General features: G+C 72.5%; 21 protein-coding genes, 1 rRNA gene and 1 riboswitch. Of the genes, 7 read left to right on the top strand and 15 right to left on the bottom strand.

Annotated elements, in window-relative coordinates; all coding sequences use genetic code 11:
* Positions 1–41 precede the first annotated feature (41 nt).
* The 3 genes from ABT263_RS20185 (at position 42) to ABT263_RS20195 (ending at position 2,784) form a co-directional block, all read left to right on the top strand.
* A complete protein-coding gene (locus ABT263_RS20185; RefSeq protein ID WP_329490886.1) occupies positions 42–743 on the top strand; it encodes a dienelactone hydrolase family protein in 702 nt (233 codons plus the stop codon).
* A gap of 128 nt (positions 744–871) precedes the next feature.
* Positions 872–2,149: an MFS transporter gene (locus ABT263_RS20190; protein WP_352291802.1), complete on the top strand. Its 1,278-nt coding sequence runs from the start codon at positions 872–874 to the stop codon at positions 2,147–2,149.
* Positions 2,150–2,250: 101 nt separating this feature from the next.
* On the top strand, positions 2,251–2,784 hold the full coding sequence (locus tag ABT263_RS20195; RefSeq protein ID WP_352291804.1) for an HAD domain-containing protein: 534 nt from the start codon (positions 2,251–2,253) through the stop codon (positions 2,782–2,784).
* Here the strand turns inward: ABT263_RS20195 and ABT263_RS20200 are convergent.
* Both ABT263_RS20200 and ABT263_RS20205 read right to left on the bottom strand, forming a co-directional pair.
* A complete protein-coding gene (locus ABT263_RS20200) occupies positions 2,762–3,550 on the bottom strand; it encodes a CPBP family intramembrane glutamic endopeptidase (RefSeq protein WP_352291806.1) in 789 nt (262 codons plus the stop codon). The two genes, ABT263_RS20195 and ABT263_RS20200, sit on opposite strands and share 23 nt — an antisense overlap.
* A 119-nt stretch (positions 3,551–3,669) precedes the next feature.
* Positions 3,670–5,175 (bottom strand): glutamate-cysteine ligase family protein, encoded by a 1,506-nt coding sequence (locus ABT263_RS20205; RefSeq protein WP_352291808.1) that lies wholly within the window; start codon positions 5,173–5,175, stop codon positions 3,670–3,672.
* Positions 5,176–5,543: 368 nt separating this feature from the next.
* Here ABT263_RS20205 and ABT263_RS20210 point away from each other — a divergent pair, with 368 nt between their 5' ends.
* Together ABT263_RS20210 and ABT263_RS20215 are read left to right on the top strand one after the other, a co-directional pair.
* Positions 5,544–6,116, top strand: coding sequence for a hypothetical protein (locus ABT263_RS20210; RefSeq protein ID WP_352291810.1), 573 nt, complete (start codon positions 5,544–5,546; stop codon positions 6,114–6,116).
* A 351-nt stretch (positions 6,117–6,467) separates the two neighbouring features.
* Positions 6,468–6,659: a DUF5999 family protein gene (locus tag ABT263_RS20215; RefSeq protein WP_329490880.1), complete on the top strand. Its 192-nt coding sequence runs from the start codon at positions 6,468–6,470 to the stop codon at positions 6,657–6,659.
* A gap of 109 nt (positions 6,660–6,768) precedes the next feature.
* Here the strand turns inward: ABT263_RS20215 and gcvP are convergent, their stop codons facing one another.
* Positions 6,769–9,669, bottom strand: a complete 2,901-nt coding sequence (gene gcvP, locus ABT263_RS20220) for an aminomethyl-transferring glycine dehydrogenase (protein WP_329490879.1) — start codon at positions 9,667–9,669, stop codon at positions 6,769–6,771.
* Positions 9,670–9,908: 239 nt separating this feature from the next.
* Positions 9,909–10,012: riboswitch (glycine riboswitch) on the bottom strand.
* A 223-nt stretch (positions 10,013–10,235) separates the two neighbouring features.
* On the opposite strand from gcvP, the gene ABT263_RS20225 reads away from it, so the two are divergent.
* Positions 10,236–11,516, top strand: a complete 1,281-nt coding sequence (locus ABT263_RS20225) for a PRC and DUF2382 domain-containing protein (protein WP_352291812.1) — start codon at positions 10,236–10,238, stop codon at positions 11,514–11,516.
* Positions 11,517–11,658: 142 nt separating this feature from the next.
* Positions 11,659–13,149, top strand: coding sequence for an MFS transporter (locus ABT263_RS20230; RefSeq protein WP_352291814.1), 1,491 nt, complete (start codon positions 11,659–11,661; stop codon positions 13,147–13,149).
* Positions 13,150–13,302: 153 nt separating this feature from the next.
* On the opposite strand, the gene ABT263_RS20235 is transcribed toward ABT263_RS20230, so the two are convergent.
* The 12 genes from ABT263_RS20235 to rrf form a co-directional block, all read right to left on the bottom strand.
* Complete coding sequence (locus ABT263_RS20235; protein WP_352291816.1) at positions 13,303–14,718, bottom strand: DNA polymerase IV; 1,416 nt, start codon at positions 14,716–14,718, stop codon at positions 13,303–13,305.
* A gap of 52 nt (positions 14,719–14,770) precedes the next feature.
* Positions 14,771–15,499: a SanA/YdcF family protein gene (locus ABT263_RS20240; RefSeq protein ID WP_352291818.1), complete on the bottom strand. Its 729-nt coding sequence runs from the start codon at positions 15,497–15,499 to the stop codon at positions 14,771–14,773.
* A 125-nt stretch (positions 15,500–15,624) separates the two neighbouring features.
* On the bottom strand, positions 15,625–16,305 hold the full coding sequence (locus ABT263_RS20245; RefSeq protein ID WP_329490874.1) for a MerR family transcriptional regulator: 681 nt from the start codon (positions 16,303–16,305) through the stop codon (positions 15,625–15,627).
* 275 nt (positions 16,306–16,580) lie between these two features.
* Positions 16,581–17,057: a bifunctional nuclease family protein gene (locus tag ABT263_RS20250; RefSeq protein WP_329490873.1), complete on the bottom strand. Its 477-nt coding sequence runs from the start codon at positions 17,055–17,057 to the stop codon at positions 16,581–16,583.
* A gap of 74 nt (positions 17,058–17,131) precedes the next feature.
* Positions 17,132–17,827 carry a transcriptional regulator FtsR gene (gene ftsR / locus ABT263_RS20255; protein WP_329492361.1) on the bottom strand — a complete coding sequence of 232 codons (696 nt, stop codon included), beginning with the start codon at positions 17,825–17,827 and terminating at the stop codon, positions 17,132–17,134.
* Positions 17,828–18,006: 179 nt separating this feature from the next.
* Positions 18,007–18,888, bottom strand: a complete 882-nt coding sequence (locus ABT263_RS20260; protein ID WP_380392504.1) for an FHA domain-containing protein — start codon at positions 18,886–18,888, stop codon at positions 18,007–18,009.
* A 214-nt stretch (positions 18,889–19,102) separates the two neighbouring features.
* Positions 19,103–19,909: a DUF881 domain-containing protein gene (locus ABT263_RS20265; RefSeq protein ID WP_502885828.1), complete on the bottom strand. Its 807-nt coding sequence runs from the start codon at positions 19,907–19,909 to the stop codon at positions 19,103–19,105.
* A 382-nt stretch (positions 19,910–20,291) separates the two neighbouring features.
* Positions 20,292–20,624, bottom strand: coding sequence for a small basic family protein (locus ABT263_RS20270; protein WP_030062488.1), 333 nt, complete (start codon positions 20,622–20,624; stop codon positions 20,292–20,294).
* On the bottom strand, positions 20,621–21,730 hold the full coding sequence (locus ABT263_RS20275) for a DUF881 domain-containing protein (protein ID WP_352291820.1): 1,110 nt from the start codon (positions 21,728–21,730) through the stop codon (positions 20,621–20,623). The genes ABT263_RS20270 and ABT263_RS20275 overlap by 4 nt, the downstream gene beginning before the upstream one ends.
* A 160-nt stretch (positions 21,731–21,890) precedes the next feature.
* Positions 21,891–24,386: a sugar phosphate nucleotidyltransferase gene (locus ABT263_RS20280; RefSeq protein WP_329490871.1), complete on the bottom strand. Its 2,496-nt coding sequence runs from the start codon at positions 24,384–24,386 to the stop codon at positions 21,891–21,893.
* Positions 24,387–24,510: 124 nt separating this feature from the next.
* A complete protein-coding gene (gene clsA, locus ABT263_RS20285; RefSeq protein ID WP_352291822.1) occupies positions 24,511–25,131 on the bottom strand; it encodes a cardiolipin synthase ClsA in 621 nt (206 codons plus the stop codon).
* Between the two features lie 98 nt (positions 25,132–25,229).
* Positions 25,230–25,321, bottom strand: a 5S ribosomal RNA gene (gene rrf / locus ABT263_RS20290); the annotation flags it as partial.

The following is a 25,321-nucleotide window of genomic DNA, read 5'->3' on the forward strand; positions in this document are numbered from 1 at the left end:
CCTCGCCGCGCCGCGCGGCCCGTCCCCACCGAGAGGAAGCCATGCCTGAGCAGGGCGGCTCCCGGCAGAACGTCACCTTCCCGAGCAACGGCCGCCAGGCCCACGGCTATCTGGCCCGGCCCGAGCGGGGCGTCGGCCCCGGCCTGGTGGTGGTGCAGGAGTGGTGGGGGCTCACCTCCCACGTGGCCGCGATGGCGGACCGCTTCGCCGCCGAGGGGTTCACCGTCCTCGCCCCCGACCTGTTCGGCGGCGCGACCGCCCACGACAGTGCCGAGGCGGCCCGGCTGAAGCGCGAACTCCCGGTCGAGCGGGCGGTGGTGGACCTGCGCGGCGCGGTCGGGTACCTGCTCGGCCTGGACGGCGTGGTCGGCGACGCGGTCGGCGTGGTCGGGTTCTGCATGGGCGGCGGCTTCGCGCTGCTGCTGGCCGCCGCCGAGGGCGACCGGGTGGCCGCCGTGGTGCCGTTCTACGGGCTGCCACCCGATCCGGACTTCGACTACCGGGGCCTCACCGCCCACGTGCTGGGGCACTACGCCGAGCACGACCGGTCGATCCCGATGGCCGCCGTCGACGAGGCGGCGATCCGGATCGGCGAGGCGACCGACGTCCGGCCCGAGATCCACTTCTATCCGGCCGGGCACGCCTTCATGAACGACGAGAACCGCCCCGGCTCCTACGACCCGCTCCAGGCCCGGACGGCCTGGCGGCGCACCCTCAGCTTCCTCCGGGGCCACCTCGGCTGAGCGCGCCCGCCGGTGAGGCACGCCGCGTCCCGGCCGCCCGCCGTGAGGCCCGCACGCCACCTCTCGGCCCCCGCCGTGAGGCCCGAAACCCGGTGGACAGCTGTCACGTCCCCCGGCATAGTCACCAGGTGCAGAGCCAACCCCCACCCCCGCACCGACGCCGCTTCCCCTGGGCCGGCCGCAACTTCCGCATCCAGACCGCCGCCACCGTGGTCAGCGGCCTCGGCAACGCCGGAGCCCCGATCGCCACCGCCTTCGCGGTGATGGCGAGCGGCGGCTCCACCGCCGAGGTCGGCTACGTCACCGCCGCCCGGCTGGTCCCGGTCGTCCTGCTGCTGATGATCGGCGGCGCCCTCGCCGACCGTCTGCCGCGCCACCACGTCATGGTCGCCGCCAACCTGTTCAGCGCCGTCTCCCAGGCGGTTCTGGCCGCGCTGGTCCTGGCCGGTCAGGCGCAGCTCTGGCAGCTGATGCTGCTCTCCGCGGCGGGCGGCGCCGGGCACGCCTTCTACGCCCCCGCCTCCGAGGGCATGATCATGCAGAGCGTGGCCGCGGAGCACGCCGGCCGGGCGTTCTCGGTCTTCCGGCTGGCGCTGAACTCCGCGCAGATCGGCGGCATGGCGCTCGGCGGCGCCCTCACCGCCGCCGTCGGCCCCGGCTGGGTGCTCGCGGTGGACGCCGGCTGCTTCCTGGTCGCCGCCGCCCTGCGGTTCTTCCTGGAGGCCGAGGCCGCCGCCCCCGCCGCGGCCGGCGGCGGCATGCTGCGCGACCTGCGCGAGGGCTGGCAGGAGTTCGCCTCCCGCCGCTGGCTCTGGGTGATCGTGCTCCAGTTCGCCGTGCTGATGGCCTGCATCACCGCCGTGGACGCGGTGTACGGGCCGATCGTCGCCGAGCAACGACTGGGCGGCGCCGGCGACTGGGGGCTGGCGCTCGCCGCGCACGGGATCGGCCTGGTGGTGACCGGCCTGCTGATGGTCCGCTGGCAGCCCCGCCGGATCCTGCTGATCGGCAACTGGGGCGTCTTCCTCTTCGGCCTGCCGGCGCTGGCCCTCGCGCTGGCCGCGCCGCTGCCGGTACTCGTCGCGGCGATGTTCCTGTCCGGCGCCGGGGTCACCGTGTTCGGCGTCAACTGGATGGTCGCCCTGCAGCAGGAGATTCCCGCCGAGATGTTCTCCCGGGTCTCCGCCTACGACCAGCTGGGCTCGCTCTCGCTGGCCCCGGTCGGCACCGCGCTGGCCGGGCCGGCCGCGGTCGGGCTGGGCCTGACCGGCGCGCTCTGGGCCTGTGCGGCGCTCTGCCTGCTGCTCAGCGCCCTCGTCCTGCTGGAGCCGCAGGTCCGCCGGCTCTCCCGGCGCGCCGCTCCGGCCTCCGTCGCGCGGCCCGTCGAGCCCGCCACCGTCGGCTGAGCGCCCCCGCGCCCCCCGCGCGCGCCCTCCGCCGGGCAACCACCGGCGTACGCCACTCGTCCGACCGGATGACAGAGACGTCTTGACCTGGGGGGCGCCCGGTGCCGAAGCCACTGCTGTTCCTGGATGTCGACGGGGTGCTCAACCCCGTCTGCCCGAGACCCGAGGCCGGGTTCGACGCGCACACCCTGCTCGGCTACAGCGTCCTGCTCTCCGCCCGGCACGGCGAGTGGCTGCGTGAACTGGCCGACACCTACGAACTGGTCTGGGCCACCACCTGGGAGGAGGAGGCCAACACCCACATCGCCCCGGCGATCGGGCTGCCCCGGCTGCCGGTGGTCCGCTTCGCCGGCTACGTCCCGCAGCCCGGCGACCCGCGGGTACCGCTGATGGAGCTGTTCTCCGCCCACAAGTGGGCCCCCCTGCTGCGGTACGCCGCCGGCCGGCCGTTCGCCTGGACGGACGACGTCATCCCGCCCTGCCTGGTCCGCAACGCCCTCTGGCGCCGTGACCGCCTCCTGCTGCCCATCGACCCGGGCCAGGGCCTGGAGCGCCGGCACGTGGACCGGCTGCTGGCCCGCCCGCCGCGCCCCCTGGCCGTCCGCCCGGCGGTCAGCCGGTGGGCAGCCAGCTGACGTGGCCGGCCAGCAGCGCGTACCCGACGAAGGCCACCGTGTCGATCAGCGCGTGCGCCGCCACCAGGGGCATCACCCGCCCCCAGCGCCGGTACAGCAGGCAGAACACCGCGCCCATCACCATGTTCCCGACCAGCCCGCCCACCCCCTGGTACAGGTGGTACGAACCCCGCAGCACCGAGCCGGCCACCAGCGCGGCCGGCCACGACCAGCCCAGTTGCCCGAGCCGGCGCAGCAGGTAGCCGAGGACGACGACCTCCTCCAGGATGGCGTTCTGCCAGGCGGAGGCGACCAGCACCGGGATCCGCCACCAGACGTCGGGCAGCCCGGACGGCGCCACCGTCAGGTTGTAGCCGGCCGCCTGCGAGCCCAGGTAGAGCACCAGCCCGGTGCCGCCGATCGCGGCCGCGACGGCGGCGCCCCGGCCGAGGTCGCGCAGCTTCTGTCCGAGGTCGAACCCGAGCACCCGCAGCGAGGTGCCCTCGCGCACCAGCAGGTAGCCGACCAGCACCACCGGCATCAGCCCGCGCGCGATGTAGTAGACCTGCCAGGCGAGGTCCAGCCAGGGGCGGCCGGGCGCCCGTGAGGAGTTCAGGGTGGCGACCTGCTGGCCGAGCTGGAGCGTCTCGGTCAGCGAGCCCGTGAAGCTGATCAGCGCGCCGACGCCGCTCGCCCCGAGGGAGAGGCCGAGGACGATCAGCAGTTCCACGCCGAGCAGCCGGCGCGTGGGCCGCGCGGTCTCCGGTTGGGTCGGGGCGGTGGTCACGGGGTGCTCCAGCGGTCCGGCGTCGCTCCGGCCGTCGGCCGACCGCCGGAGCGGTCATCCTTCCACAGGGCACTCCCCGTCAGGGCCGCGGAGTGCCCCCGCCACGGGGCCGCCGGGCCCTACCCCACCGGCCAGGTGTGCACGGGCTCGCCGACCCGCATGTACTCGATGTAGCGCCGGGTCATCGCGGCGAGCGCGGCGGGGCGGTCCATCCCGAACTGCTCGCGCAGCCGGTGGAAGGTGGCGCTCTGCCAGGAGGCGCCGTTGACCCGGCGCAGGCAGCGCTGCTCGATGATGCCGAGGTAGCGGTCCCGGTCGGCCGGCTCCACGCCCCACTCGTCCAGCCCCTGGTAGGCCATCGGCAGCAGCTCGTTCAGCACCAGGTCGACCGCGGGGACGGTGGCCAGGCCCCCGCCGCGCCCGGCCCGGCCCTGCCGCGGCCACTGGAACACGGCGTCGACGCCGTACCGGGCGGCCTGCCGGAAGTTCTCGTCGGCCCGCTCGAACGGCAGCCTGGTCCAGATCGGCCGCGACTGCTCCGCGAGCACCCGGACGAGCCCGTAGTAGAAGGCCGCGTTGGCCAGCGTGTCGGCGACGGTCGGACCGGCCGGCAGCGCGCGGTTCTCCACCCGCAGGTGCGGCACGCCGCCACTGACGTCGTACACCGGGCGGTTCCACCGGTAGATGGTGCCGTTGTGCAGCCGCATCTCGGCCAGCCGCGGCACGCCGCCGGAGGCCAGCACCTTCACCGGGTCCTCGTCGTCGCAGATCGGCAGCAGCGCCGGGAAGTACCGCAGGTTCTCCTCGAACAGGTCGGACGCCGAGTCCACCCAGCGCTCGCCGAACCAGGTGATCGGCCGTACGCCCTGCGCCTTGAGTTCGGCCGAACGGGTGTCGCAGGCCTGCTGGAAGAGCACCGGCCTGGTCTCCCGCCACAGCTCCCGGCCGAACAGGAACGGCGAGTTGGCGCCGAGCGCCAGTTGCGGGCCGCAGATCGCCTGGGCCGCGTTCCAGACCGAGGAGAACCGCTCGGGGGTCACCTGGAGGTGCAGTTGCAACGAGGTCGCGGCGGCCTCGGCGACCATGGTGATCGACTCCAGCTGGAGGTGCTCGACGCCCTCGATGTCCAGCGTGATGTCCTCCCCCCGGGCGGCCAGGATCTGGTCGCTGAGCAGGCTGTACCGCTGGTTGTGGGACATCGCGTCCAGCCCGGTGTGATCGTGCTCCAGGGTCGGCAGGATGCCGACCATCACGATCCGCGCGCCGGCCTCGGCGGCCCGCCGGTCGGCGTAGCGCAGCCCGGTGTCGATCTCCTCGCGCAGCTCCTCGAAGACGTGGCCGGCGAGCCGGTGCGGGGCGATGTTGACCTCGATGTTGAACTGGCCCAGCTCGGTCTGGAAGTCACTGGAGCCGATCGAGCTGAGCACCTGCGCGTTGCGCATCACCGGCAGGCCCTGCTCGTCGGCCAGGTTGAGCTCGATCTCCAGCCCCATCACGGCGCGGGGCCGGTCGAAGCGGTCCTCTCGCAGCATCCGCTCCAGCGCGTCCTGGCAGGACTGGAGCTTGCGCCGGTACAGCTGCCGGTCCGACAGGTCCGCGCGCGTCGCCACGACCTTCTCGCCCATGGTCCCCTCCTCCTGAGCGGCCGGCCGACCGACCGTGCAAGCATCATGCCCACCCCGAAGATCGATACCCGATCGCTTCGACCGGCTTGCAATGCAAGGGAACTGATGGTCTTTCAGCACATCCGTCGACTTGCCCGGCGCCACCGCCTGTGATAAACAGGTCACCCTGTGCACCTGTTCGATAGAATTCGCACTGCGCCCAAGGCCGGCCCGCTGTCGATCCGAACACCCTCGTCGACGGCAGCGGCGGCGCCCGCACCGCGATCATGCACAACCGGACACGGCCAGGTTCCGTCACCGACGACACACCGCGCCATGCCGGTATGCCGCACTCGCACGCCGATCTCGCACGGAGAGGCGACCCCGCCATGACTCTGCAGACCCCCCAGCCCCCGCCCAGCGCCCTGCGCGCGGTCCTCGCCGCGCTCGACTCGGAGACCGCGCTGCGCCAGCCCGCCGCCGCCGCGCTGCGTCATCCGACCGGCCCGCTGCTGCCCGCGCATCCGCTCGCGGTCCACGTCCTGGACGGGCCCCGACCCGAGCTCGCCGCCGCCCGGCGGACGGGCTGGCGGTTCCTGATCAAGGACGGCGCCGAGGTGGCGGCCGCGGCCGAGGTGGTCCAGGGCGTCGAGGGACACGTCTTCTCCCACTTCACCGCCGGGCCGTACCTGGACTCCACCGTCCGGGCGCTGCGCCAGGCCTGGCAGCTCGCCCAGACCTCGCGGACCCGACGGCAGCCCCGGCTGCTCACCTTTCCGGGCCAGTACGCCACCGCGCTCTGGCTGCACAGCCCGGACGCCGGCCCCGACGCGGACCAGCTGATCCCACTGGCCCCGGCCCCGCTCGGCGTCACCGCGCACCGCGCCTACCCGGCGGCCGACCTGCTGCCCGTCCTCACCCGCGCCCCGCTCGCCAGGCCACTGCTGCTCGGCTCCTCCTGAACGCTCCCGCGTCACCCCCGCGCCACCCGTACCCACCCGGACGGGTCATAGGGCATGGCCGAATCGAGTCAGCCGCCCCTTGACCCGTCCGGCGCTCATTCACGTCTGCCGCCACCTGAACGGGTGATCTCTGCCCGGTAGTTGTGGCGCATGTCACGAAATTGCTGCGCGATCGCCCCGGGATGCCGACACTGGGAACCAGCGTGGAAGGACCCCCTGTCCTACCCACTTGAGCGCCGGTCCACACCTGGCCCGGCGCCGGACAGGATCCGACTACCGCGGCGGCTCCCGCCGGTCACCCGGCGGCGCCGCACCACGGGGAGGATCGCCAAGCGAAGCGAGGGTACGCGTATGTGCCAGCACCGTCCTGAGTGCCCGTCGGCGGAGTCCGAGGACCGCGAGGCGGCCGTACCGGTGGCCTGCCACCCGGAGCAGGGCTGGAGCCTGCTCTGCAACGGCGTCCTGGTCTTCGAGGACACCGGCGAACTGCTGCCCGACGGCCGGGTGATCGCCCCGCGCCGCCCCGTCGCACACGCCGCCTGACCGGCCGACGGCGCGGTCGGCCGCCGAGCGACACCGACGACGCAGGGCAACGGGCAGGGCCCCGGCGGAGTCTTCTCCGCCGGGGCCCTGCCGTACCGCGTCAGTCGGCTCAGGAGCCGTACTCGTCCAGCGGCGGGCAGGAGCAGACCAGGTTGCGGTCGCCGTACGCGCCGTCGATCCGGCTGACCGGCGGCCAGTACTTGTCCGCCGGGTTCACGCCCGCCGGGAAGACGGCCTCCTGGCGCGAGTAGCCGTGCGCCCAGTCACCGGCCAGCGCGCCCGCGGTGTGCGGGGCGTTGCGCAGCGGGTTGTCCTCGGCCGGCCACGCGCCCGAGCCGACCTTGTCGATCTCGGCCCGGATCTCGATCATCGCGTCGCAGAAGCGGTCGATCTCGTGCAGGTCCTCGGACTCGGTCGGCTCGATCATCAGGGTGCCGGCCACCGGGAAGGACATCGTCGGCGCGTGGAACCCGTAGTCGATCAGGCGCTTGGCGATGTCGTCCACCGTCACGCCGGTCTCCTTGGTGAGCGGGCGCAGGTCGATGATGCACTCGTGCGCGACCAGGCCGCCGGGACCGGTGTAGAGCACCGGGAAGTGCGGGGCCAGGCGCTTGGCGATGTAGTTGGCGTTCAGCACCGCCACCTGGGTGGCCCGCTTGAGGCCCTCCCCGCCCATCAGCCGGACGTACGCCCAGGAGATCGGCAGGATGGCCGCCGAGCCCCACGGGGCGGCCGAGATCGGGCCGACGCCGGTGGCCGGGCCCGCCTCGGACTGCAGCGGGTGGTTCGGCAGGTACGGCGCCAGGTGCGCGCGCACCGCCACCGGGCCGACGCCCGGGCCGCCGCCGCCGTGCGGGATGCAGAAGGTCTTGTGCAGGTTCAGGTGCGAGACGTCCGCGCCGAACTTGCCCGGCTTGGCGAGGCCGACCAGGGCGTTCAGGTTGGCGCCGTCCACGTAGACCTGGCCGCCGGCCTCGTGCACCAGGGCGCAGATGTCGGTGATCTGGGTCTCGTACACGCCGTGGGTGGACGGGTAGGTGACCATCAGCACCGCGAGGTTGTCGCGGTGCTGCTCGATCTTCGCCCGGAGGTCCTCGACGTCCACGTCGCCGTCGACCAGGGTCTTGACCACGACCACGCGCATACCGGCCATCACGGCGGAGGCCGCGTTGGTGCCGTGCGCGGAGGACGGGATCAGGCAGACGTCGCGCTGCACGTCACCGTTGGCGTGGTGGTAGGCGCGGACGGCCAGCAGACCGGCCAGCTCGCCCTGCGAGCCGGCGTTCGGCTGGATCGAGACGGCGTCGTAACCGGTGACCTCGACCAGCTGCTGCTCCAGCTGGCGGATCAGGGTGAGGTAGCCCTGGGCCTGGTCGATCGGCGCGAACGGGTGCAGCTGGCCGAACTCCGGCCAGGTCACCGGCTCCATCTCGGTGGTCGCGTTGAGCTTCATGGTGCAGGAGCCCAGCGGGATCATGCCGCGGTCCAGCGCGTAGTCGCGGTCCGACAGGCGGCGCAGGTAGCGCAGCATGGCGGTCTCCGACCGGTGGCTGTGGAAGACGGGGTGGGTCAGGTACTCGTCCTCGCGCAGCAGCGCGGCCGGCAGCGCCTCGGCGCTCTCCGGGGTCTCGACGCCCTCGACGCCGAACGCGGCCCAGACGCCCGCCAGGTGCTCGCGGGTGGTGGTCTCGTCGGTGGAGACCGAGATCCGGTCCTCGCCGTCCTGGTACACGTTGATGCCGTGGGCGCGGGCGGCCTCGGCGATCGCGGCGGCGCGGCCGGGGACGACCGCGGTGACGGTGTCGAAGAACTCGCCGTGCAGCAGCTCGACGCCGCCGGCCCGCAGGCCCTCGGCGAGGGCGGCGGCGTAGCGGTGGGTACGGCGGGCGATGTCGGCCAGGCCGTCCGGGCCGTGGTAGACGGCGTACATCGAGGCCATCACGGCCAGCAGCACCTGGGCGGTGCAGATGTTGCTGGTCGCCTTCTCGCGGCGGATGTGCTGCTCGCGGGTCTGCAGGGCCAGCCGGTAGGCGCGGTTGCCGTCGGCGTCGACGGAGACGCCGACCAGGCGGCCGGGCAGCGAGCGGGCGTACTCGGCGCGCACCGAGAGGTAGCCGGCGTGCGGGCCGCCGAAGCCCATCGGCACGCCGAAGCGCTGCGAGGTGCCGCAGGCGATGTCGGCGCCGAGCGAGCCCGGGGACTTCAGCAGGGTCAGCGCCAGCAGGTCGGCGGCGACCGCGACGATCGCACCGAGGCCGTGGGCCTGCTCGATCACCGGGGCGAGGTCGCGGACCACACCGGTCGCGCCGGGGTACTGGAGCAGCACGCCGAAGACGCCGCGCTCGGCGATCTCGGCCGGGATGCCGGCGGAGAGGTCGGCGACGACGACCTCGACGCCGGTCGGCTCGGCGCGGGTCCGGATCACCGCGACGGTCTGCGGCAGGGTCTCGACGTCGACCAGGAAGACGCCGCCCTTGACCTTGGTGACACGGCGGGCCAGGGACATCGCCTCGGCGGCCGCGGTGCCCTCGTCCAGCAGCGAGGAGCCGGAGGTGGGCAGACCGGTGAGGTCGGAGACCACGGTCTGGAAGTTGAGCAGCGCCTCCAGGCGGCCCTGCGAGATCTCCGGCTGGTACGGCGTGTACGCGGTGTACCAGGCCGGGTTCTCCAGGACGTTGCGCAGGATCACCGGCGGGGTGAAGGTGCCGTAGTAGCCCAGGCCGATCATCGGCTGGAGGACGGTGTTGCGACCGGCCAGCTCGCGCAGCTCGGCGAGGACCTGCGCCTCGCTGCGGCCGGCGGGCAGGTCCAGCCCGGTGATGGAGCGGATCGCCTCGGGCACGGCGGTGGCGGCGAGCTCGTCCAGCGAGCCGTAGCCCACCTGGGCCAGCATCTTCTCCTGCGCGGCGACGTCGGGGCCGATGTGGCGGTTCTCGAAGGGGCTGGCCTGCTCGAGCTCGGTGAGGGTCACGGGGGTGGTGGTGCGTCCCGCGTTCGGCTGGGCGTTCATGGTGGTCGAGGCCTCCTGGTCACGGACCGGCGGGGGTACGCACGCCGGGCGGCACCGCCGCTGCGGACGACAGCGGACAGGCCTGGGGCGGACGGACCCGACAGGCCTCCCCCTCTGTCATCGGGACCTGAGAGCTTCACCCGCGCGAGGCGCTGTGGCGCCCCGCCGGCTTGCACCGTCGGTGAGGGTGGTGCCGCCGGCTCCCTCGCCGGCAGTCCTGCCCTGCTTTCCAGAGTGACCTATCCCACACGGTACGGATGCCTGAGAGATTCCGGGGAGGAGTTGCTCCTTCGGCGCCCCGACCAGCGACTTCCGCTCTCGGGGACTCTCCCGAGCGGGCTCGGCGGTCGCGCCCAGGGTACCAGCGGCAGGCGCCTCGATCACGGGTGCGTCCTGGCAGGTGAACAGCCGGTCCGTGACCCGGACGGCGCAGCACCGGGCCCGTCCGGCCGCACCCCGGTCGCGCCGGTCCGGTTCATGGCTTTTGGTATGAAGTGGCGGATGGGACGGGCGGGCCGGCCGCCGGCCTGCGGGCGTTCCGCAGGCGCGACGCACTGGAGGAAAGAGTGCAGACCGATATCGACCCCCGGGACCTCATCGGCCACAAGGCGGTCGACCGCAACGGAGACAAGATCGGCACGGTCGACGAGGTGTACCTGGACGACGCCACCGGGCAGCCCGAATGGGCGGCCGTCCGGACCGGCATCTTCGGCCGGGACGCCTTCGTCCCCTTGACCACGAGCGAGTTCTCCGGCGACGAACTGCGGGTGCCCTACGACAAGTCCCTGGTGAAGGAGTCACCGGACTTCGGCGTGGGCCAGCACCTGTCACCCGCCCAGGAGCTCCAGCTCTACCGCTACTACGGGCTGGACACGCAGGTGGACGGCCGGCCGTCGGCCGGTGACGGCTCCGGCTCCGAGCCGGCCGACCTCGACTTCGGCAGCGTGCCGGCCGCCGCCCCGGCGGCAGCGGCGGGCACCGCCGCGGTGGCGGGCGTCGCCGCGGCGAAGCCCGCCGACCAGTCGGCCTCGGCGGCCCCGGCGAAGCCGCTCGCCTTCCACTCGGCCGACAGCATGGCCCCGCCCCTCACCGTCCCCCCGGCCGCCGACCTCGGCAAGCCGTCCGAACCTGCTACGGAGCCCAACGTGCGGACCCTCGACACCACCGCGCCCGCCACCCCGTCGGCGCCCGTCGCACCGGAGCAGCGCCCGCCGGCGGCCCCGCTCGTCACGGGCGGCCCCGACGGCGCCGAGGTGGCGGCCCCCCGGGCCGCCACCTCCGGCACCCCGGCGCCCGACCGCGCGGGCACGGCCTCGTCGGCGCCGAACGCTCCGGTGGAGATCACCTGCCGTGAGGAACGGCTGGACATCACCACCGAGTGGCATGTCGTGGGCACCGCGAAGCTGCGCAAGTACGTGACCAGCGAGGCGGTGGAGCGCCGGGTGCCGGTGGTCCGCGAGCGGGTCCGGGTGGAGCGGACGCCGGTCGGCGAGGCGGAGCGGGCCTCGTTGAGCGACAAGGACATCGCCGAGGCGGTGGAGGAGGTCACGCTGCGCGAGGAGCGGCCGGTGGTCCGCAAGTACCTGGCGCCGATCGAGCGGGTCCGCCTGGTCGTCGAGCGCTACACCGACGAGGAGGTGATCCGGGACGAGCTGCGGCGCGAGCACGTCGAGGTCCACGACAACACCGCGGCCGCCCCGACTTCGGGCCCCTCGTCCAACCACACCCCGTCCGCCACTCCCGACGGCGCCGCCGGGCGCCCGGGCGGCGGCGAACACGCGGGCGCCGGCGGGCACTTGGGCGCCGGCGAGCCGTCCCGGCCGGCCCCGCTGAGGCCGCTCGCCTGACGGTCCGACCCAGGGACCCCGGACCTCCACGGTCCGGGGTCCTTCGACTTTGCCAAAGCTTCACCGATCGATATTTGACACACTGAAGTATCTCCCGGCATGGTTGCTTCAGTTCATTCACTATGTACGGGAGGAAGCAACCGTGAGTGAGGCACCACAGCCCACCACCGCGGCCGAGAAGCAGAGCAGCGCCCGGGTCCTGCCGGCCCTCATCCTGGCGATGCTGTCGTTCAGCGTGGTGCAGACCGCGGTCGTTCCGATCCTGCCCTCGCTGGCCAAGGAGCTCGACGTCTCGGGCTCCAGCATCACCTGGCTGATGACGGCCAACCTGCTCTCGGCCGCCGTGCTGACGCCCCTGCTGGGCCGCTTCGGCGACCTGCGCGGTCGCAAGCCGATGCTGCTGATCTCGCTGGCCGGTCTCGTCGCGGGCTCGGCGCTCGCCGTCAGCACCCACTCCTTCACCTGGCTGGTCGTCGCCCGCGTCCTCCAGGGCGCCGGCGGTGGCGTGCTGCCGCTGGCCATCAGCATCGTCCGCGACGAGCTGCCGAAGCAGAAGGTCACCGGTGGCGTCGCCGCCATCAGTGCCTCGATGGGCGTCGGCAGCGGCCTCGGCCTGGTCGCCACCGGCCTGCTGCTGGAGCACTGGAGCTACAAGTCGATCTTCTGGATGGGCCTGTTCTTCGGCCTGCTCGCGGTCGTCCTGGTCGCCTTCCGGGTGCCCAGCGACCCGGTGACCGACAAGGAGGGCGGCGCCGACCCGCTCGGCGCGATCACCCTGGCCGGCTGGCTCTCCGCCCTGCTGGTCGCGGTCAGCCAGGGCAACACCTGGGGCTGGACCTCCACCAAGACGCTCGGCCTGTTCGCCGTCGCCGCCGTGATCGCCCTGATCTGGGGCGTCATCGAGGTCAAGGTCAAGCACCCGCTGGTCGACATGAAGATGATGTCCCGCCCGGCCGTCGCCTTCACCAACCTGGCCGGCCTGCTGATCGGCTTCGGCATGTACGGCTCGTTCATGGTGATCAGCAACTTCGCCCAGACCCCGGAGAAGCTCACCCACTACGGGTTCACCGCGACCGTGCTGCACGCCGGTGTCATGCTGCTGCCGTCCGCGCTCGGCTCGATGGTCGCCGCCCCGGTCGGCGCCCTGCTGATCGCCCGTCGCGGCCCGCGCCTGCCGCTGGTCCTCGGTGGCGTCCTCGGCGCCGTCGCGATGGCCTACCTGGCCGTCCGTCACAGCCACGAGGCCGACATCTACACCGCCTCGGCGATCTTCGGTCTCGGCATCGGCCTCGCCTTCTCGGCGATGCCGGCCTACATCAACGGCGCCGTCCCGGTCGAGCAGAGCGGCATCGCCAACGGCATGAACGCCGTGCTGCGCACCGTCGGTGGCGCGATCGGCACCGCCGTGATGGCCGCGATCCTCACCGGCGACACCATGAAGCTGCCGATCCCGGTCTCGCTCCCCACCCTGGACGCCTACAAGCACGCGTTCTGGGTCGCCGCCGCGGTCTGCGCCATCGCCGGCGCCGTCCCCTTCCTGATCCGCAGCGTCAAGCCCTCCGTCACCGTCGCCGGTGGCAAGGGTGCGGCGGACCTCAGCCCCAGCCCCGAGCTGGCCAAGACCGACGCCTGACGAGGCGTCCACCCCCCGCGCCCAGGGACAGGGCGCGGGGGACCGGTCCCCGAACGGTCGACGAGGGCATCGCGACCGCCCGAGGGCCGGCCGTGCGCGCGGCTCCACCCGGCCCCCCTGCCGGGTGGGGCCGCTCCGTGCGTTCCAGGGTGGTCAGCCCACCGCCGGTTCACCGCCGCCCGCCCCGGCCGACGGCCCGTCCTCGTCGCCGCGCAGCGGCAGCGGACGGGCCGGCTCCAACGCCGGGTCCTCCACCGCGAAGGTCCGCACCCGGCCCGGTCCGCTCCACGGCGTCTCGAACCGCACCGTCACCCGGCCGACCCCGCTGCCCTGCACCCACCCCGGGCCGAGTTCGGCGTGCCGCACGTCCTGGCCCGGCATCCAGTGCCGCGCCACGACCACCGCGGGCTCCGGGGCCTCGTCCTCCTGGGCGTCGGCCTCGACCGCCCCCGGCTCCCCCGCCTCCTCCCGGACGGCCTGCGCGAAGAGGTCCTCCTGGGTGTAGTCCGCCAGCTGCGAGACCCCGACCCCGAGCAGCCGGACGCCGCCGGTGATGTCCACCTGGGAGGCCAGCCGGCGGGCCGTCTCGACGATCACCGTCTCGTCGTCCGTCGGACCGCGCAGGGTCTCCGAGCGGGTCAATGTGGAGAAGTCGAACCGCCGCACCTTCAGCACCACCGTGCGCCCCGACCGTCCGGCGGCGCGCAGCCGCCGCACGCACCGCGCGGCCAGGACGTCGACCTCGCGCAGCACCCGGTCCCGGTCGGCGAGGTCCACCTCGAAGGTGTCCTCCACCGACACCGACTTGGCGTCCTGGTCGGCCACCACCGGCCGGTCGTCCAGCCCCAGCGACATCTGGTGGACACCGGCGCCGTGCGCCCTGCCCAGCAGCTGCACCAGCTCGGACTCCCCCGCCTCGGCGAGATCGGCCACCGTGTTCAGCCCCGCCCGGCGCAGGACCTGCTCGGTGGCCGGGCCGACGCCCGGCAGCGCCCGCACCGGCATCGGGCCCAGCACCACCCGCTCCTGGCCCGGCTCGACCAGCACCAGGCCGTCCGGCTTGGCCTGCTCCGAAGCGATCTTGGCCATCAGCTTGGACCCGGCCGCCCCGACCGAGGCGGTCAGCCCGGTGCGCCGGTGGATGTCCGCCCGGAGGTCCTCCGCGAGGGCCGTCACCAGGTGCTCCCCCGTCCCGTGGTCCGCCGCCAGCAGCGCCGGGCCGTACGGGCCCGCCTCCAGGTCGACGAAGGCCTCGTCCAGGCTGAGCGGCTGCACCAGGGGCGACAGCTCCCGCAGCAGACCCATGACCAGCTCGCTCACCGCCCGGTAGGCCTCGAACCGCCCGGACAGGAAGGCCGCGTTCGGGCAGAGCCGGCGCGCCTGCGCCATCGGCATCGCCGAGTGCACCCCGAACTTCCGCGCCTCGTACGAGGCCGTGGAGACGACCCCCCGGCCGCCCAGGCCGCCGACGATCACCGGTTTCCCGCGCAGGCTCGGCTTGGCCGCCTGCTCCACCGCCGCGAAGAAGGCGTCCATGTCGAGGTGGATGATGCTCGGCAGTGACCGCACCCGCCGATCATGCCGCACGGGTCCGACAGCGCGGCCCAACCCCGCCGCCGCCTCAGCCCCGCGCGGTCCCCGCGTCGGCCAGCGCCTTCGGGATGCCCTCCTCCCGGGGCCCGAGGAAGAAGGGGTCCGGCCGCAGCCAGGCGTTCAGCAGCGCCTTGCCGGCCCCCGGGATCTCCCGCAGCCCGCCGTACAGCCAGGTGGCGTCGTGCAGCTCCGGCACCCCGACCGCGTACGCGTCGATGCCCGCCGCCTCGCAGAGCGCCAGCGCCCGCCGAACGTGGAAGTCCTGGCTGACCAGGACCGCCCGGTCCACCCCGAACACCCGGTGCGCCCGGGTGCAGGAGTCCCAGGTGTCGAAGCCCGCGTAGTCGCCCACCACCCGCACCTGCGGCACCCCGTGCTCGATCAGGTACTGCCGCATCGCGTCCGTCTCGTCGTAACCGGCCCGCCCGTTGTCACCGGTGACCAGGATCGCCTGGACCTTCCGCTCCCGGTACAGGTCGACCGCCGCGTCCAGCCGGTGCGCCAGGTACGGCGACGGCCTGCCCTCGAAGAGCCCGGCGCCGAACACCACCGCCACCGGCGCGTTCGGCGCGCTCCGCACGGTGCCGACCCGGTCACCCGCCGAGGCCCACAGCCAGGCGCTCGGTGCCAGGGCCAGCGAGCAGAGCACGGTGACGAGTTGGAAGGTCCTGCGCTGGGTGCGCCGCTGCCGCAGCCGGACGCCGAGCCGCCGCGCCCGTCGCCGCAGCAGGCCGGGTATGCCGGAGCCGAACCGCACGTGCCCTCCCTCGGTCGATGATCCACCGGGCACGACGAGGCCGTGGGCCCGGACGGTTCCCCGTCCGGGCCCACGGCCTCGTGATTCTGCGGCGCCGTGACTACGCGGCCCCCTGCTCCGGCGGCTCAGACCGCCCGGTTGCGCCGCTGCGCCAGCTCGTCCCCCGGGTCGTGGCCGACCACGGTCTCGCCGGTGTCGGTCCGCTCCGCGTGCAGGCGGCCGAGGGCCAGCTCCAGCTCCTGCCAGACGGCGCCGACGGCGATGCCGAAGACCCCCTGACCACCCTTCAGCAGATCGACCACCTGCTGCGGTGTGGTGCATTCGTACACGGTCGCGCCGTCACTCATCAGTGTCAGCCCGGTCAGGTCGCCGGCCTCGGCGGACTGCAGATGGGCGACCGCCACCCGGATGTTCTGCAGGGACACACCCGCGTCCAGCAGCCGCTTGACGATCTTCAGCAGCAGGATGTCGCGGAAGCTGTAGAGCCGCTGGCTGCTCGCCGGGTAGACCGAGCGGACGCTGGGTTCCAGCAGCCCCGTCCTGGCCCAGTAGTCCAGCTGGCGGTAGGTGATCCCGGCCGCCGCACAGGCCGTCGGGCCGCGGTAGCCGATCAGCTCGGAGGTGGGGGCCGGCCGCTCGGAGGCGGGCGCGAGCCGCTCGATGGCCGGCTGGCCCGGCTGGACGGCCGGGAACCGGCCCACCCGGGGCAGGTCCGTCCGGGGCAGTTCAGCCACGCTGCGGGCGGCGCGCGGCATGTGCACGGTGCACAGGCCTCCCACGGCCGCTTCATCGCCGGTGCCGGTCATGCCTACCTCCGTCCACTCGTCCTGCGGGCAACCCAGACTGCGGGCGACAGGCACCCGGGCAGCCACTCCTGACGGTAGGCAGTCCCCTATGACCCGTCAACGATCGCCACGCCGGACAGGACAAACAGCGTCACTCAGGAGAGTGGTTTTTCGTGCCCCTAGTGTGGGTAGGTGGACGCTATTTGGCAAAACGGACGAACGAATTCGGCAGGACGGCCACGGCCTGCCCCACCGACGCTCCGCGCCGGGTCCGTACCACGGCGGACTACTGCGGACTACTGCGGCGTGCCGCCGCCGAAGTCCTCCGGAGAGACCTGGTCGAGGAACTCGCGGAACTTCTCGACCTCGTCCTCCTGCTCGTCCGGGATCGCGATGCCCGCCTCGGCGAGCACCTCCTCGCTCCCGTAGATCGGCGTACCGGTCCGCAGGGCGAGGGCTATCGCGTCGGACGGCCGGGCACTGACCTCGACCCCGCCCGTGAAGACCAGCTCGGCGTAGAACACGCCCTCGCGCAGGTCGGTGATCCGCACCTCGGTGAGCTGCTGGCCGAGCGCCTCCAGGACGTCCTTGAAGAGGTCGTGCGTCAGCGGACGCACCGGCGTCATGCCCTGCTGGGCGAAGGCGATCGCGGTCGCCTCGCCGGGACCGATCCAGATCGGCAGGTACCGATCGCCCCCGACCTCCCGAAGCAGCACGATCGGCTGGTTGGAAGGCATCTCCACCCGGACACCCACGACGTCGAGCTCATTCACACACGCAACCCTATGGCCCTCGCCCCGGATATGAAAGCGCAGAGCCGACAGCGCTGGTCAGCGGGGTCGGCGCGTCACGAGCGGGCCCGCAGACCGGCCTGCACCATGGCGGCGTGAAGCCGGACGGAGAGGGTCGCCAGCTCCCGCGCCGTGGCCTCGGCGTGCGCCCGGGTCTGCGGGTTGCGGTGCCGGCGCAGGGGCGCCACCACCTGCTCCACCAGGGCGATCTCGCGGTCGGCGGCGGCCTTCATGGCCCGCAGGTGGCGCGGCTCCAGCCCGTACCGGCCCAGTTCCGCGACCAGCCGGGCCACCTGCAGCGCCTCGCCGTCGTAGCCGCCGTCCGATCCGGCCGCGACCAGCCCGTAGGACTCCCACTCCACCAGCTCGCCCTCACCGGCCTCGGCGGCGGCCAGCAGCTCGGCCCGGCCCAGCCGGACCCCGACCGCGGCCTCGGCGGCCGCCACCAGCTCGCGGTCCGCCTCCTCCATCGGCCCGGGGCGGGCCTCCGCGGCGGGCAACGCCGGTGGGGCCTCGCCGCGCTCGATCGCGTCCAGGTGTTCGCGGATCACCCGCAGCGGCAGGTAGTGGTCACGCTGCATCCGCAGCACGTAGGCCAGCCGCTCGACGTCGGCCGGGCTGAACTTGCGGTACCCCGACGGCGTGCGCTGGGGCTCGACCAGGCCCTCGGCCTCCAGGAACCTGATCTTCGAGATGGTGACCTCGGGGAAGTCGTCCCGCAGGAAGGTCAGCACCGCGCCGATGCTCAGCAGCTCGTCGCCGCCGCGCCGTCGGCCGCCCCCGGCGGGCCGGTCCGGACGGACCGGCTGCCTGGGGGCCGCGACCGCCCCCCGCGCGCCCTGGTCCGGCAGCGGACCGGACGACGCGGGGTTGGCCGCCCCGAGAGATGAAGGAGGGTTCGCGCTCACTCGGGCTCCTGCCGACGTTGGTTTCAGTACCCCCGGTGGTGACTGGCGAAGAACACCAGCCGGTACTTCCCGATCTGCACCTCGTCGCCGTTGTTCAGCGGCACCTCGTCGATCCGCTCACGGTTGACGTACGTCCCGTTCAGGCTGCCGACGTCGGCGACGGTGAAGCCGCCTCCCGGCGTCCGGCGGAACTCCACGTGCTTGCGCGAGACGGTCACGTCGTCCAGGAAGATGTCGCCCTGCGGGTGACGCCCGGCCGTGGTCTTGTCCGAGTCCAGCAGGAACCGGCTGCCCGAGTTCGGACCGCGCTGGACGATCAGCAGCGCCGAGCCCGGCGGCAGCGCGTCGATCGCCGACAGCACCTCCGCCGACAGGGCCGGCGTACCGGTGCCGGTGGTGGTGTTGGGGTCGTAGGACTCCAGGCCGGAGATCGAGATGGTCGACGTGGTCTCCGCCGGCCCCTCGGGCAGCGCGCCCCCGCGCAGCGCCGTACCGCAGTTGGAACAGAAGCGGGCCGCGGCCGGGTTCTGGTTGCCGCACCTGGGGCACGGAGTGGGGCCAGCCATGTTCACAGCCTCCTGGCGCGGCACACCCGACGGGTTGTGCCCGGCGTACGGGTCCGGGGCAAACCCTCCACCAGAGGTTGAGGGTCCTGACGGGAAACCTATGCGCGGGGCGCCGGAGGGGTCAACCGACGCGCCGTAGCCCGCCTGATTGCCCGCGTACTGCGCGTCGCCGCCGTCCCGGAACATCGGACGCTCGGCGTACTGGCCGCCCTCGGGAGCGGGACGCATGCCCGGCACGGCGGGCTCTTCGTCGGCCCGGCGGTGACGCGCGGTGGGTGCCTCCACGGCAGCCGCGTCACGGCCCTTGTTACGACCGAACAACTTCGAGAAGAAACTCACGGGCGAATCCCCTTGCGTGTGACAGACCCGCCCGCGGGGCAGGGTGAGAACCTCGGACAGGCTGCGGGCCCGGTCGCGGATCGGGCCTGCTGGAGTGGTACTCCGACGTGTGATGTTCCGGCTTGTGCTGGTGCGGACCAGTCTCGCCCACCTGACGGCGGTACCCCGCACCGGGGGGTACCGGCAGATGACGGACCGTTCGGCAGGTACCTCGTCACTTCGGAGCCGGCTTGGCGTACTGCGGCGTCTTCAGGTCGAGGAGGGCGTCGACGAGCACCTTCTGCTGCGGGGAGATGGTCGCGCGGGCCTGATGACTCTCAAGAGTACGGACCACACCTCCCGGAATGTTCAGTGCGGGTGTGAGGTCCTGCGGGTTCCCCACCACGGTGAACCGGTAGGGCTGCGAGACCTTCTTCCCGTCGATCTGCACACCGCCGCCGGACACGTCCGTGAAGTAGGTGTTGACCACCACGCGCACATCGTTGATCTGAATCGCCTCCGCCCCCGCCGCTCGGAGTTCCTGCAGGGTGTCCAGCAGCATATCCGCCTTCACCTGCCCTTGGGGATCATCGACTGTCAGTACGATGCCCGGACCAGTGGCTTTGACGGTCCCGGCGAGCACGCCGAGCTCCGTCACCTTCTTCCTGGTCTGCTCCTGGGCCTCCTTGGCCTGGTTGGAGCTGTTCTCCAACGTGGCCAGGGACTGCTCCAACTCCGCCTTCTCCTGCTGGAGACGCTGCTGGCGGCCGTCCAGTTCGTCGAGGATCCGGACGAGGTCCTCCTGGCGGGCACCGCGCAGCTGGCTGTGGTGGTCGTTGGTGGAGCGGACCTGGATCGCCAGGGCGAGGCCGAGCGAGAACAGCAGCACCGCGACCACCAGCTGCCCGCGGGAGAGCCGCGGGGGCCAGAGCGCCGCCTTCATCCGCCGCCGGCCCGCGTTGCGCTCGTCGGGGGCCTTCCCGGGCTCGGTCGCCGCCTCGGGAGCGGGCTCGGGCTCCAGGACCGGCTCCGGCTCGGGCAGCGGGGCGCTGACGGGCTCAGGCGCCGCCGCCTCGTGGGCCTGCGCCGGCTCCTCGGCCGCGGCGTCCGCCGCCGTGCCGGCTTCGGGCGCGGCTGCCACCGGCCGCCGCGCATCCGCCGCCCGGGGCGCCGGTTCGACGGCGTCCTCGCCGCCCTGGGCCGGGGTCCCCGGCCCCACCTCGGGCGCAGGCTTCACCTGTTCGGCGGGCTCGGGCGGCGCGTTCTCAGCCGCCGGAGCCGCCCCCCGCTCCCCGTTCCCGCCCTCGCGCGCGCCGTCGCCCGCCCGCGCGTCCGCCTTCTCGACCACCTTGTCGACAGCCTTCTCGGTCGTCTTCTCGGTTGTCTTCTCGGTCCGCTTCTCGTCCGCCGGCTCCCGGCCGGGCTCAGGCGCGGAAGACATGGCGCCTGATCGCAGCGGCGTTGGAGAAGATGCGGATGCCGAGGACGACGACCACACCGGTGGACAGCTGGGAGCCGACACCGAGCTGGTCCCCGAGGAAGACGATCAGAGCCGCCACCACCACGTTGGACAGGAACGACACGATGAACACCTTGTCGTTGAAGATGCCGTCCAGCATCGCCCGGACGCCGCCGAACACCGCATCCAGCGCCGCCACCACCGCGATGGGCAGGTACGGCACGACGGCATCGGGCACCTCGGGTTGGACGAAGAGCCCGACGACCACCCCGATCACAAGACCCAGTACGGCAATCACGGTCTGGCTGCTCCTGTCCCTGCGGGGGGCGCCCCGGTCGTGGGCGCGATGGGCGAGTGGGCTGTCGTGGTCTTGGCGGAGCCGCTCGGCGAGCGCTTCCCCAGGGGCGAGCTGCTCGGAGAGGCCGGCCGTGAGGGCCCCGCGGACGGGCTCTGCGACTCCGTGTCGGAGGCCGTGGGGCTCGGGGAGGCAGCAGCGGAGGCGGAGGGGCTCGCCGACGGCGACGGCTCCGGCGTGGCCGGCTGGGCGGTCCGCAGCGTGATGCCCACGGCGGCGGGCAGCGTGAGCTTCTTCTGGGCGGAGATCGTCGACTTGATGCCGTACTTCTCCTGCAGCAGCCGCAGGTACTGACCCGCCATGTTGCTCTCGAAGGTGGCGACCAGCTTCGACCCGTCCCCCAACGCCTGGACGCTGTAGGGCGGCACCAGCGGCCGGTTGTCGACCAGGACGGCCTCACCGGCGGCGCGGATCGCGGAGAGCGCGGTGAGCCGCTGCCCGTTGATCGACACGGCCTCGGCGCCGGACTCCCAGAGCCCGTTCACCACCAGTTGCAGATCGCGGTCGCGCAGCCGTCCGCTGTTCGAGAAGCCCTGGCCCGCGCGCGGGTCGACGTTCCCTCCGGCGCCGGTGCCGGAGGCGTCCTCCAGGACCAGCTTGACGCCCGGCCCGGTCACCTCGGCCAGACCCACCGCACCGGCCAGCGCGGCCGGGTCGCTGTCCCCCGGCGACAGTGCCTGCTGCTGGGTGGTGTCGACCTTCCGCCGCAGCTCCTGGACCTGCTGCTGGAGCCGCTCCGCCGAGCCGTTGCTGTCGTTGATCCGGTGGATCAGCGCATCGCGCTCCTTGGCGAGCGTCGGCTCGGCCTTGTGCGCGTTCACGGCGCCCACCGTCACCACCGCCCCGACCAGGGCCAGCCCCAGACCCAGGGTGAGCAGGCCGCGGGCCGTACCGGGTATCCGGCTGTCGCGGTCACCGCCCCGCGCCGCGGCCGCCTCGGCGTAACCCTCGTCCAGGCTGTGGTCCATCACGCCGGTCAGCAGGGACATCGAGGCGTCCGGACGGTTGTACCGTCCGTCACTGGCACTCGGCGTCGGCGTCGCTGGCATGCGGACCATCGTCCCATGTCCGCGGAGGGGTCCGTGCACACCCCCTGACCTGCGAAGTCACCAGAAGCGACGGATCGTCACCAAGCATGACAAACCGGGCAGCGGGGGCGCGGCACTCGCCGCACCCCCGCTGCCCGGCCGCGTCATGGCGGCCCGGTCGTCAGCGCCCGGCGCCGTCGACCACCGTCGCCCACTCGTCCAGCAGCGCCTCGGTCGCCTCGTCGTCCGGACCCTCCGCCCAGAGGTGGGTGACCGCCTCGGCGGGATCGGGCAGCACGAGCGTCCAGCGGCCGTCCGCCTCGACCACCCGGACACCGTCCGTGGTGTCGAGCTGCCGGTTGCCGGCCGCCTCCACCACCGAACGCATGACCATGCCCTTGGCCGCCCACGGCGTCGCGATATCCCGTCGGCGGATGTGCGCCTGCGGGATCCGCGCGTCGATCTGGCTGAGCGTGAGCTGGGTACGGGCCACCAGCCCGACCAGGCGGACGAACGCGGCCGCGCCGTCCAGCACACCGCTGAACTCGGGAACGACGAAACCGCCGCGCCCGTCGCCACCGAAGACCGTGCCCTCGGCCGAGGCCGCCTTGGCCAGGTCGTCCGGCGTGGTCGTGGTCCACACCACCTGTGTGCCGTGGTAGGCGGCGACCTGCTCGGCGATCCTGGTGGTCGTCACGGGCAGCGCCACCTGCCCGCTCCGGCGCTCGGCCGCGACCAGGTCGAGCAGCACCAGGAGCGCCCGGTCGTCGTCGATCACCCGGCCCAGCTCGTCCACGAAGGCCACCCGCTCGCCGACCGGGTCGAACCGGACGCCGAACGCCGCCCGCGAGGAGGCCACCAGCTCGCCGAGCCTGGCCAGCCCCGCCCGCCGTTCCTCGGCGTCCTCGGTCGGCCGTGCCTCGTCCAGCCCGCTGGAGACGGTGAGCGCCTCCACGCCGAGCCGGCCCAGGATGCTCGGCAGCACGAGCCCGGCGCTGCCGTGCGCCGTGTCCACCACCACCTTCAGCCCCGCCTCGCGGACGCCGGTGGTGTCCACCGCCCGCAGCAGATTGCCGGCGTAGGAGTCGAAGACACTGGACGGGAAGGTCAGGTCGCCGATCTCGCCCGGGAACGCGCGCCGGTACTCCTGGCGGGCGTAGACCCGGTCGAGCTTGCGCTGCCCGGCCTGGGAGAGGTCGGCTCCGCGCTCGTCGAAGAACAGGATGTCCAGCGAGTCCGGCACCCCGGGCGTGGTCCGCAGGAAGATCCCGCCGGCACTCCCGCGGGCCGTGTGCTGCCGGGCCACCGGCATCGGCACGTTCTCCAGGTCGCGGACGTCGATCGCGCTGGTCTGCAGCCCCGAGATCATCGCCCGCTTGAGGGCACGCGCACCACGCGAGTGGTCACGCGCGATGGTGACGGTCGCCCCCTTCTTCAGGGTCGTCGCGTACGCACCGGCCAGCCGGACGGCCAGCTCCGGTGTGATCTCGACGTTGAGGATGCCCGACACGCCGCGGAGCCCGAAGAGGTGCTCCTGACCGCGGGACTCCCAGATCACCGAGGTGTTGACGACGGCGCCGGCCTCGATGGTCTTGAACGGGTAGACCCGGACATTGGCGCCGATGATCGACTCCTCGCCGACCAGGCACTCGTCGCCGATCACCGCCCCGTCCTCGATCCGCGCGGCCCGCATCACATCGGTGTTCTTGCCGACCACGCAGCCCCGCAGGTTGCTCTGCGGCCCGACGTAGACGTTGTCGTGGATCACCGCCTTGTGCAGGAACGCGCCGCGCTTGACGACGACGTTGCTGCCGAGCACGGTGTGCTCGCGGATCTCCACGCCGGCCTCGACCTTGGCGTAGTCCCCGATGTAGAGCGGACCGCGGAGCACCGCCTCGGGGTCGACCTCGGCCCCTTCCGCCACCCAGACGCCCGGCGAGATCTCGAACCCGTCGAGCTCGACGTCGACCTTGCCCTCCAGGACGTCCGCCTGGGCCTTGCCATAGCTCTCGTGGGTGCCGACGTCCTCCCAGTAGCCCTCGGCCACGTACCCGTAGACCCGCTTGCCCTCCTTCAGCAACTGCGGGAACACGTCGCTCGACCAGTCGACGGACTCACCCGCCGCCACGTAGTCGAAGACCTCGGGCTCCATGACGTAGATACCGGTGTTGACCGTGTCCGAGAAGACCTGCCCCCAGGTCGGCTTCTCCAGGAAGCGCTCGACCCGGCCCTCGTCATCGGTGATCGTGATGCCGAACTCCAGAGGGTTCGGTACCCGGGTGAGACAGACGGTGACCAGAGCGTCCTTGCTCCGGTGGTACTCGATCAATTCGGTGAGATTGAAGTCGGTCAGTGCGTCACCGGAGATCACCAGAAAGGAATCGTCCTTCAGGGCGTCCTCGGCGTTCTTGACACTCCCCGCAGTGCCGAGTGGCGTCTCCTCGTTCGCATACGTGAGATGCATACCCAACTCTTCGCCGTCACCGAAGTAGTTCTTCACCAGTGAGGCGAGGAACTGTACGGTCACGACGGTGTCGGAGAGGCCATGCCGCTTCAGCAGTCGAAGCACGTGCTCCATGATCGGCCTGTTGGCGACCGGTAGCAGCGGCTTGGGCATGCTGGAGGTCATCGGGCGGAGTCGGGTGCCTTCGCCCCCTGCCATTACAACGGCTTTCATTACGGGTGCGTCCTCCTTCGCGGTGGTGGACCCTGCAGGTCCATCAAACCGTTCCAGAGGGTGTCTACCCGGAAGATTTCGTCCGACGCACCGTGGTGGCGTGGGACTTCTCTCAGATCACGTCTCAGACTGCGGACGCGGAGGAGGCGGAGCCCGCCCGGATGATCTGTCGCGCCTGGACGGCGTAGAGAATGCCGGCCCACCAGTACAGCGTGGTCCCCCACCAGATGAAGGCCCAGCTGACGGCCTCGGCCGGCCGCGCGATCCAGGTGTCGCCGGTGCCGAGCAACAGAAGCGGGAACGCGTACATCAGATTGAATGTCGCGGCCTTGCCCAGGAAACTCACCTGCAACGGGCCGTAGCCGTGCCGGTTCAGAATCGGAAGGAGACTCGCGATAAAGAGCTCACGCGCGATCAGGATCGCCGTGAGCCACCACGGCAGGATCTCACGCCAGGTCAGACCCAGCAGGGTGGAGAGGACGTAGAGCCGGTCCGCCAGCGGATCGAGCAGCTGGCCGACCCGGCTGATCTGCCCCCACCTGCGGGCGAGCTTTCCGTCGAGGTAGTCACTGATGCCGCTCAGCATCAGGATCAGCAGCGCCCAGCCGTCGTTGTTCGGCCCGCCGAACACCGGCCAGAGGATCAACCAGAGGAAGAGCGGAACACCGACCAGCCGGCCCATGCTCAGCAGGTTGGGGATGGTGAGGACGCGATCGGTCTGGACCCGCGTCTCCTGGACCTCCACCCGGGGGCCTCCTGTACCGTGTGACGACTTCTGCATGCTGACCCTACAACAGAGAAGCCCCCGTCCGGTTCCCCGGCGGGGGCTTCTCTAGAAGAATTGTTCGGCGGCGTCCTACTCTCCCACAGGGTCCCCCCTGCAGTACCATCGGCGCTGTGAGGCTTAGCTTCCGGGTTCGGAATGTAACCGGGCG

The organism is Kitasatospora sp. NPDC001603 (assembly GCF_040298365.1).
GTDB lineage: Bacteria > Actinomycetota > Actinomycetes > Streptomycetales > Streptomycetaceae > Kitasatospora.

What these genes read in the sequence shown, in the direction of transcription:
- ABT263_RS20205 (WP_352291808.1), bottom strand. Translation starts at nt 5,175, where the DNA reads ATGGGCGAGAAGGTCGTGGCGACGCGCGCGGACCTGTCGGACCGGCAG.
- gcvP (WP_329490879.1), bottom strand. Translation starts at nt 9,669, where the DNA reads ATGAACGCCCAGCCGAACGCGGGACGCACCACCACCCCCGTGACCCTC.
- ABT263_RS20275 (WP_352291820.1), bottom strand. Translation starts at nt 21,730, where the DNA reads ATGCCAGCGACGCCGACGCCGAGTGCCAGTGACGGACGGTACAACCGT.
- ABT263_RS20185 (WP_329490886.1), top strand. Translation starts at nt 42, where the DNA reads ATGCCTGAGCAGGGCGGCTCCCGGCAGAACGTCACCTTCCCGAGCAAC.
- ABT263_RS20245 (WP_329490874.1), bottom strand. Translation starts at nt 16,305, where the DNA reads ATGACCGGCACCGGCGATGAAGCGGCCGTGGGAGGCCTGTGCACCGTG.
- ABT263_RS20210 (WP_352291810.1), top strand. Translation starts at nt 5,544, where the DNA reads ATGACTCTGCAGACCCCCCAGCCCCCGCCCAGCGCCCTGCGCGCGGTC.
- ABT263_RS20280 (WP_329490871.1), bottom strand. Translation starts at nt 24,386, where the DNA reads ATGAAAGCCGTTGTAATGGCAGGGGGCGAAGGCACCCGACTCCGCCCG.
- ABT263_RS20215 (WP_329490880.1), top strand. Translation starts at nt 6,468, where the DNA reads ATGTGCCAGCACCGTCCTGAGTGCCCGTCGGCGGAGTCCGAGGACCGC.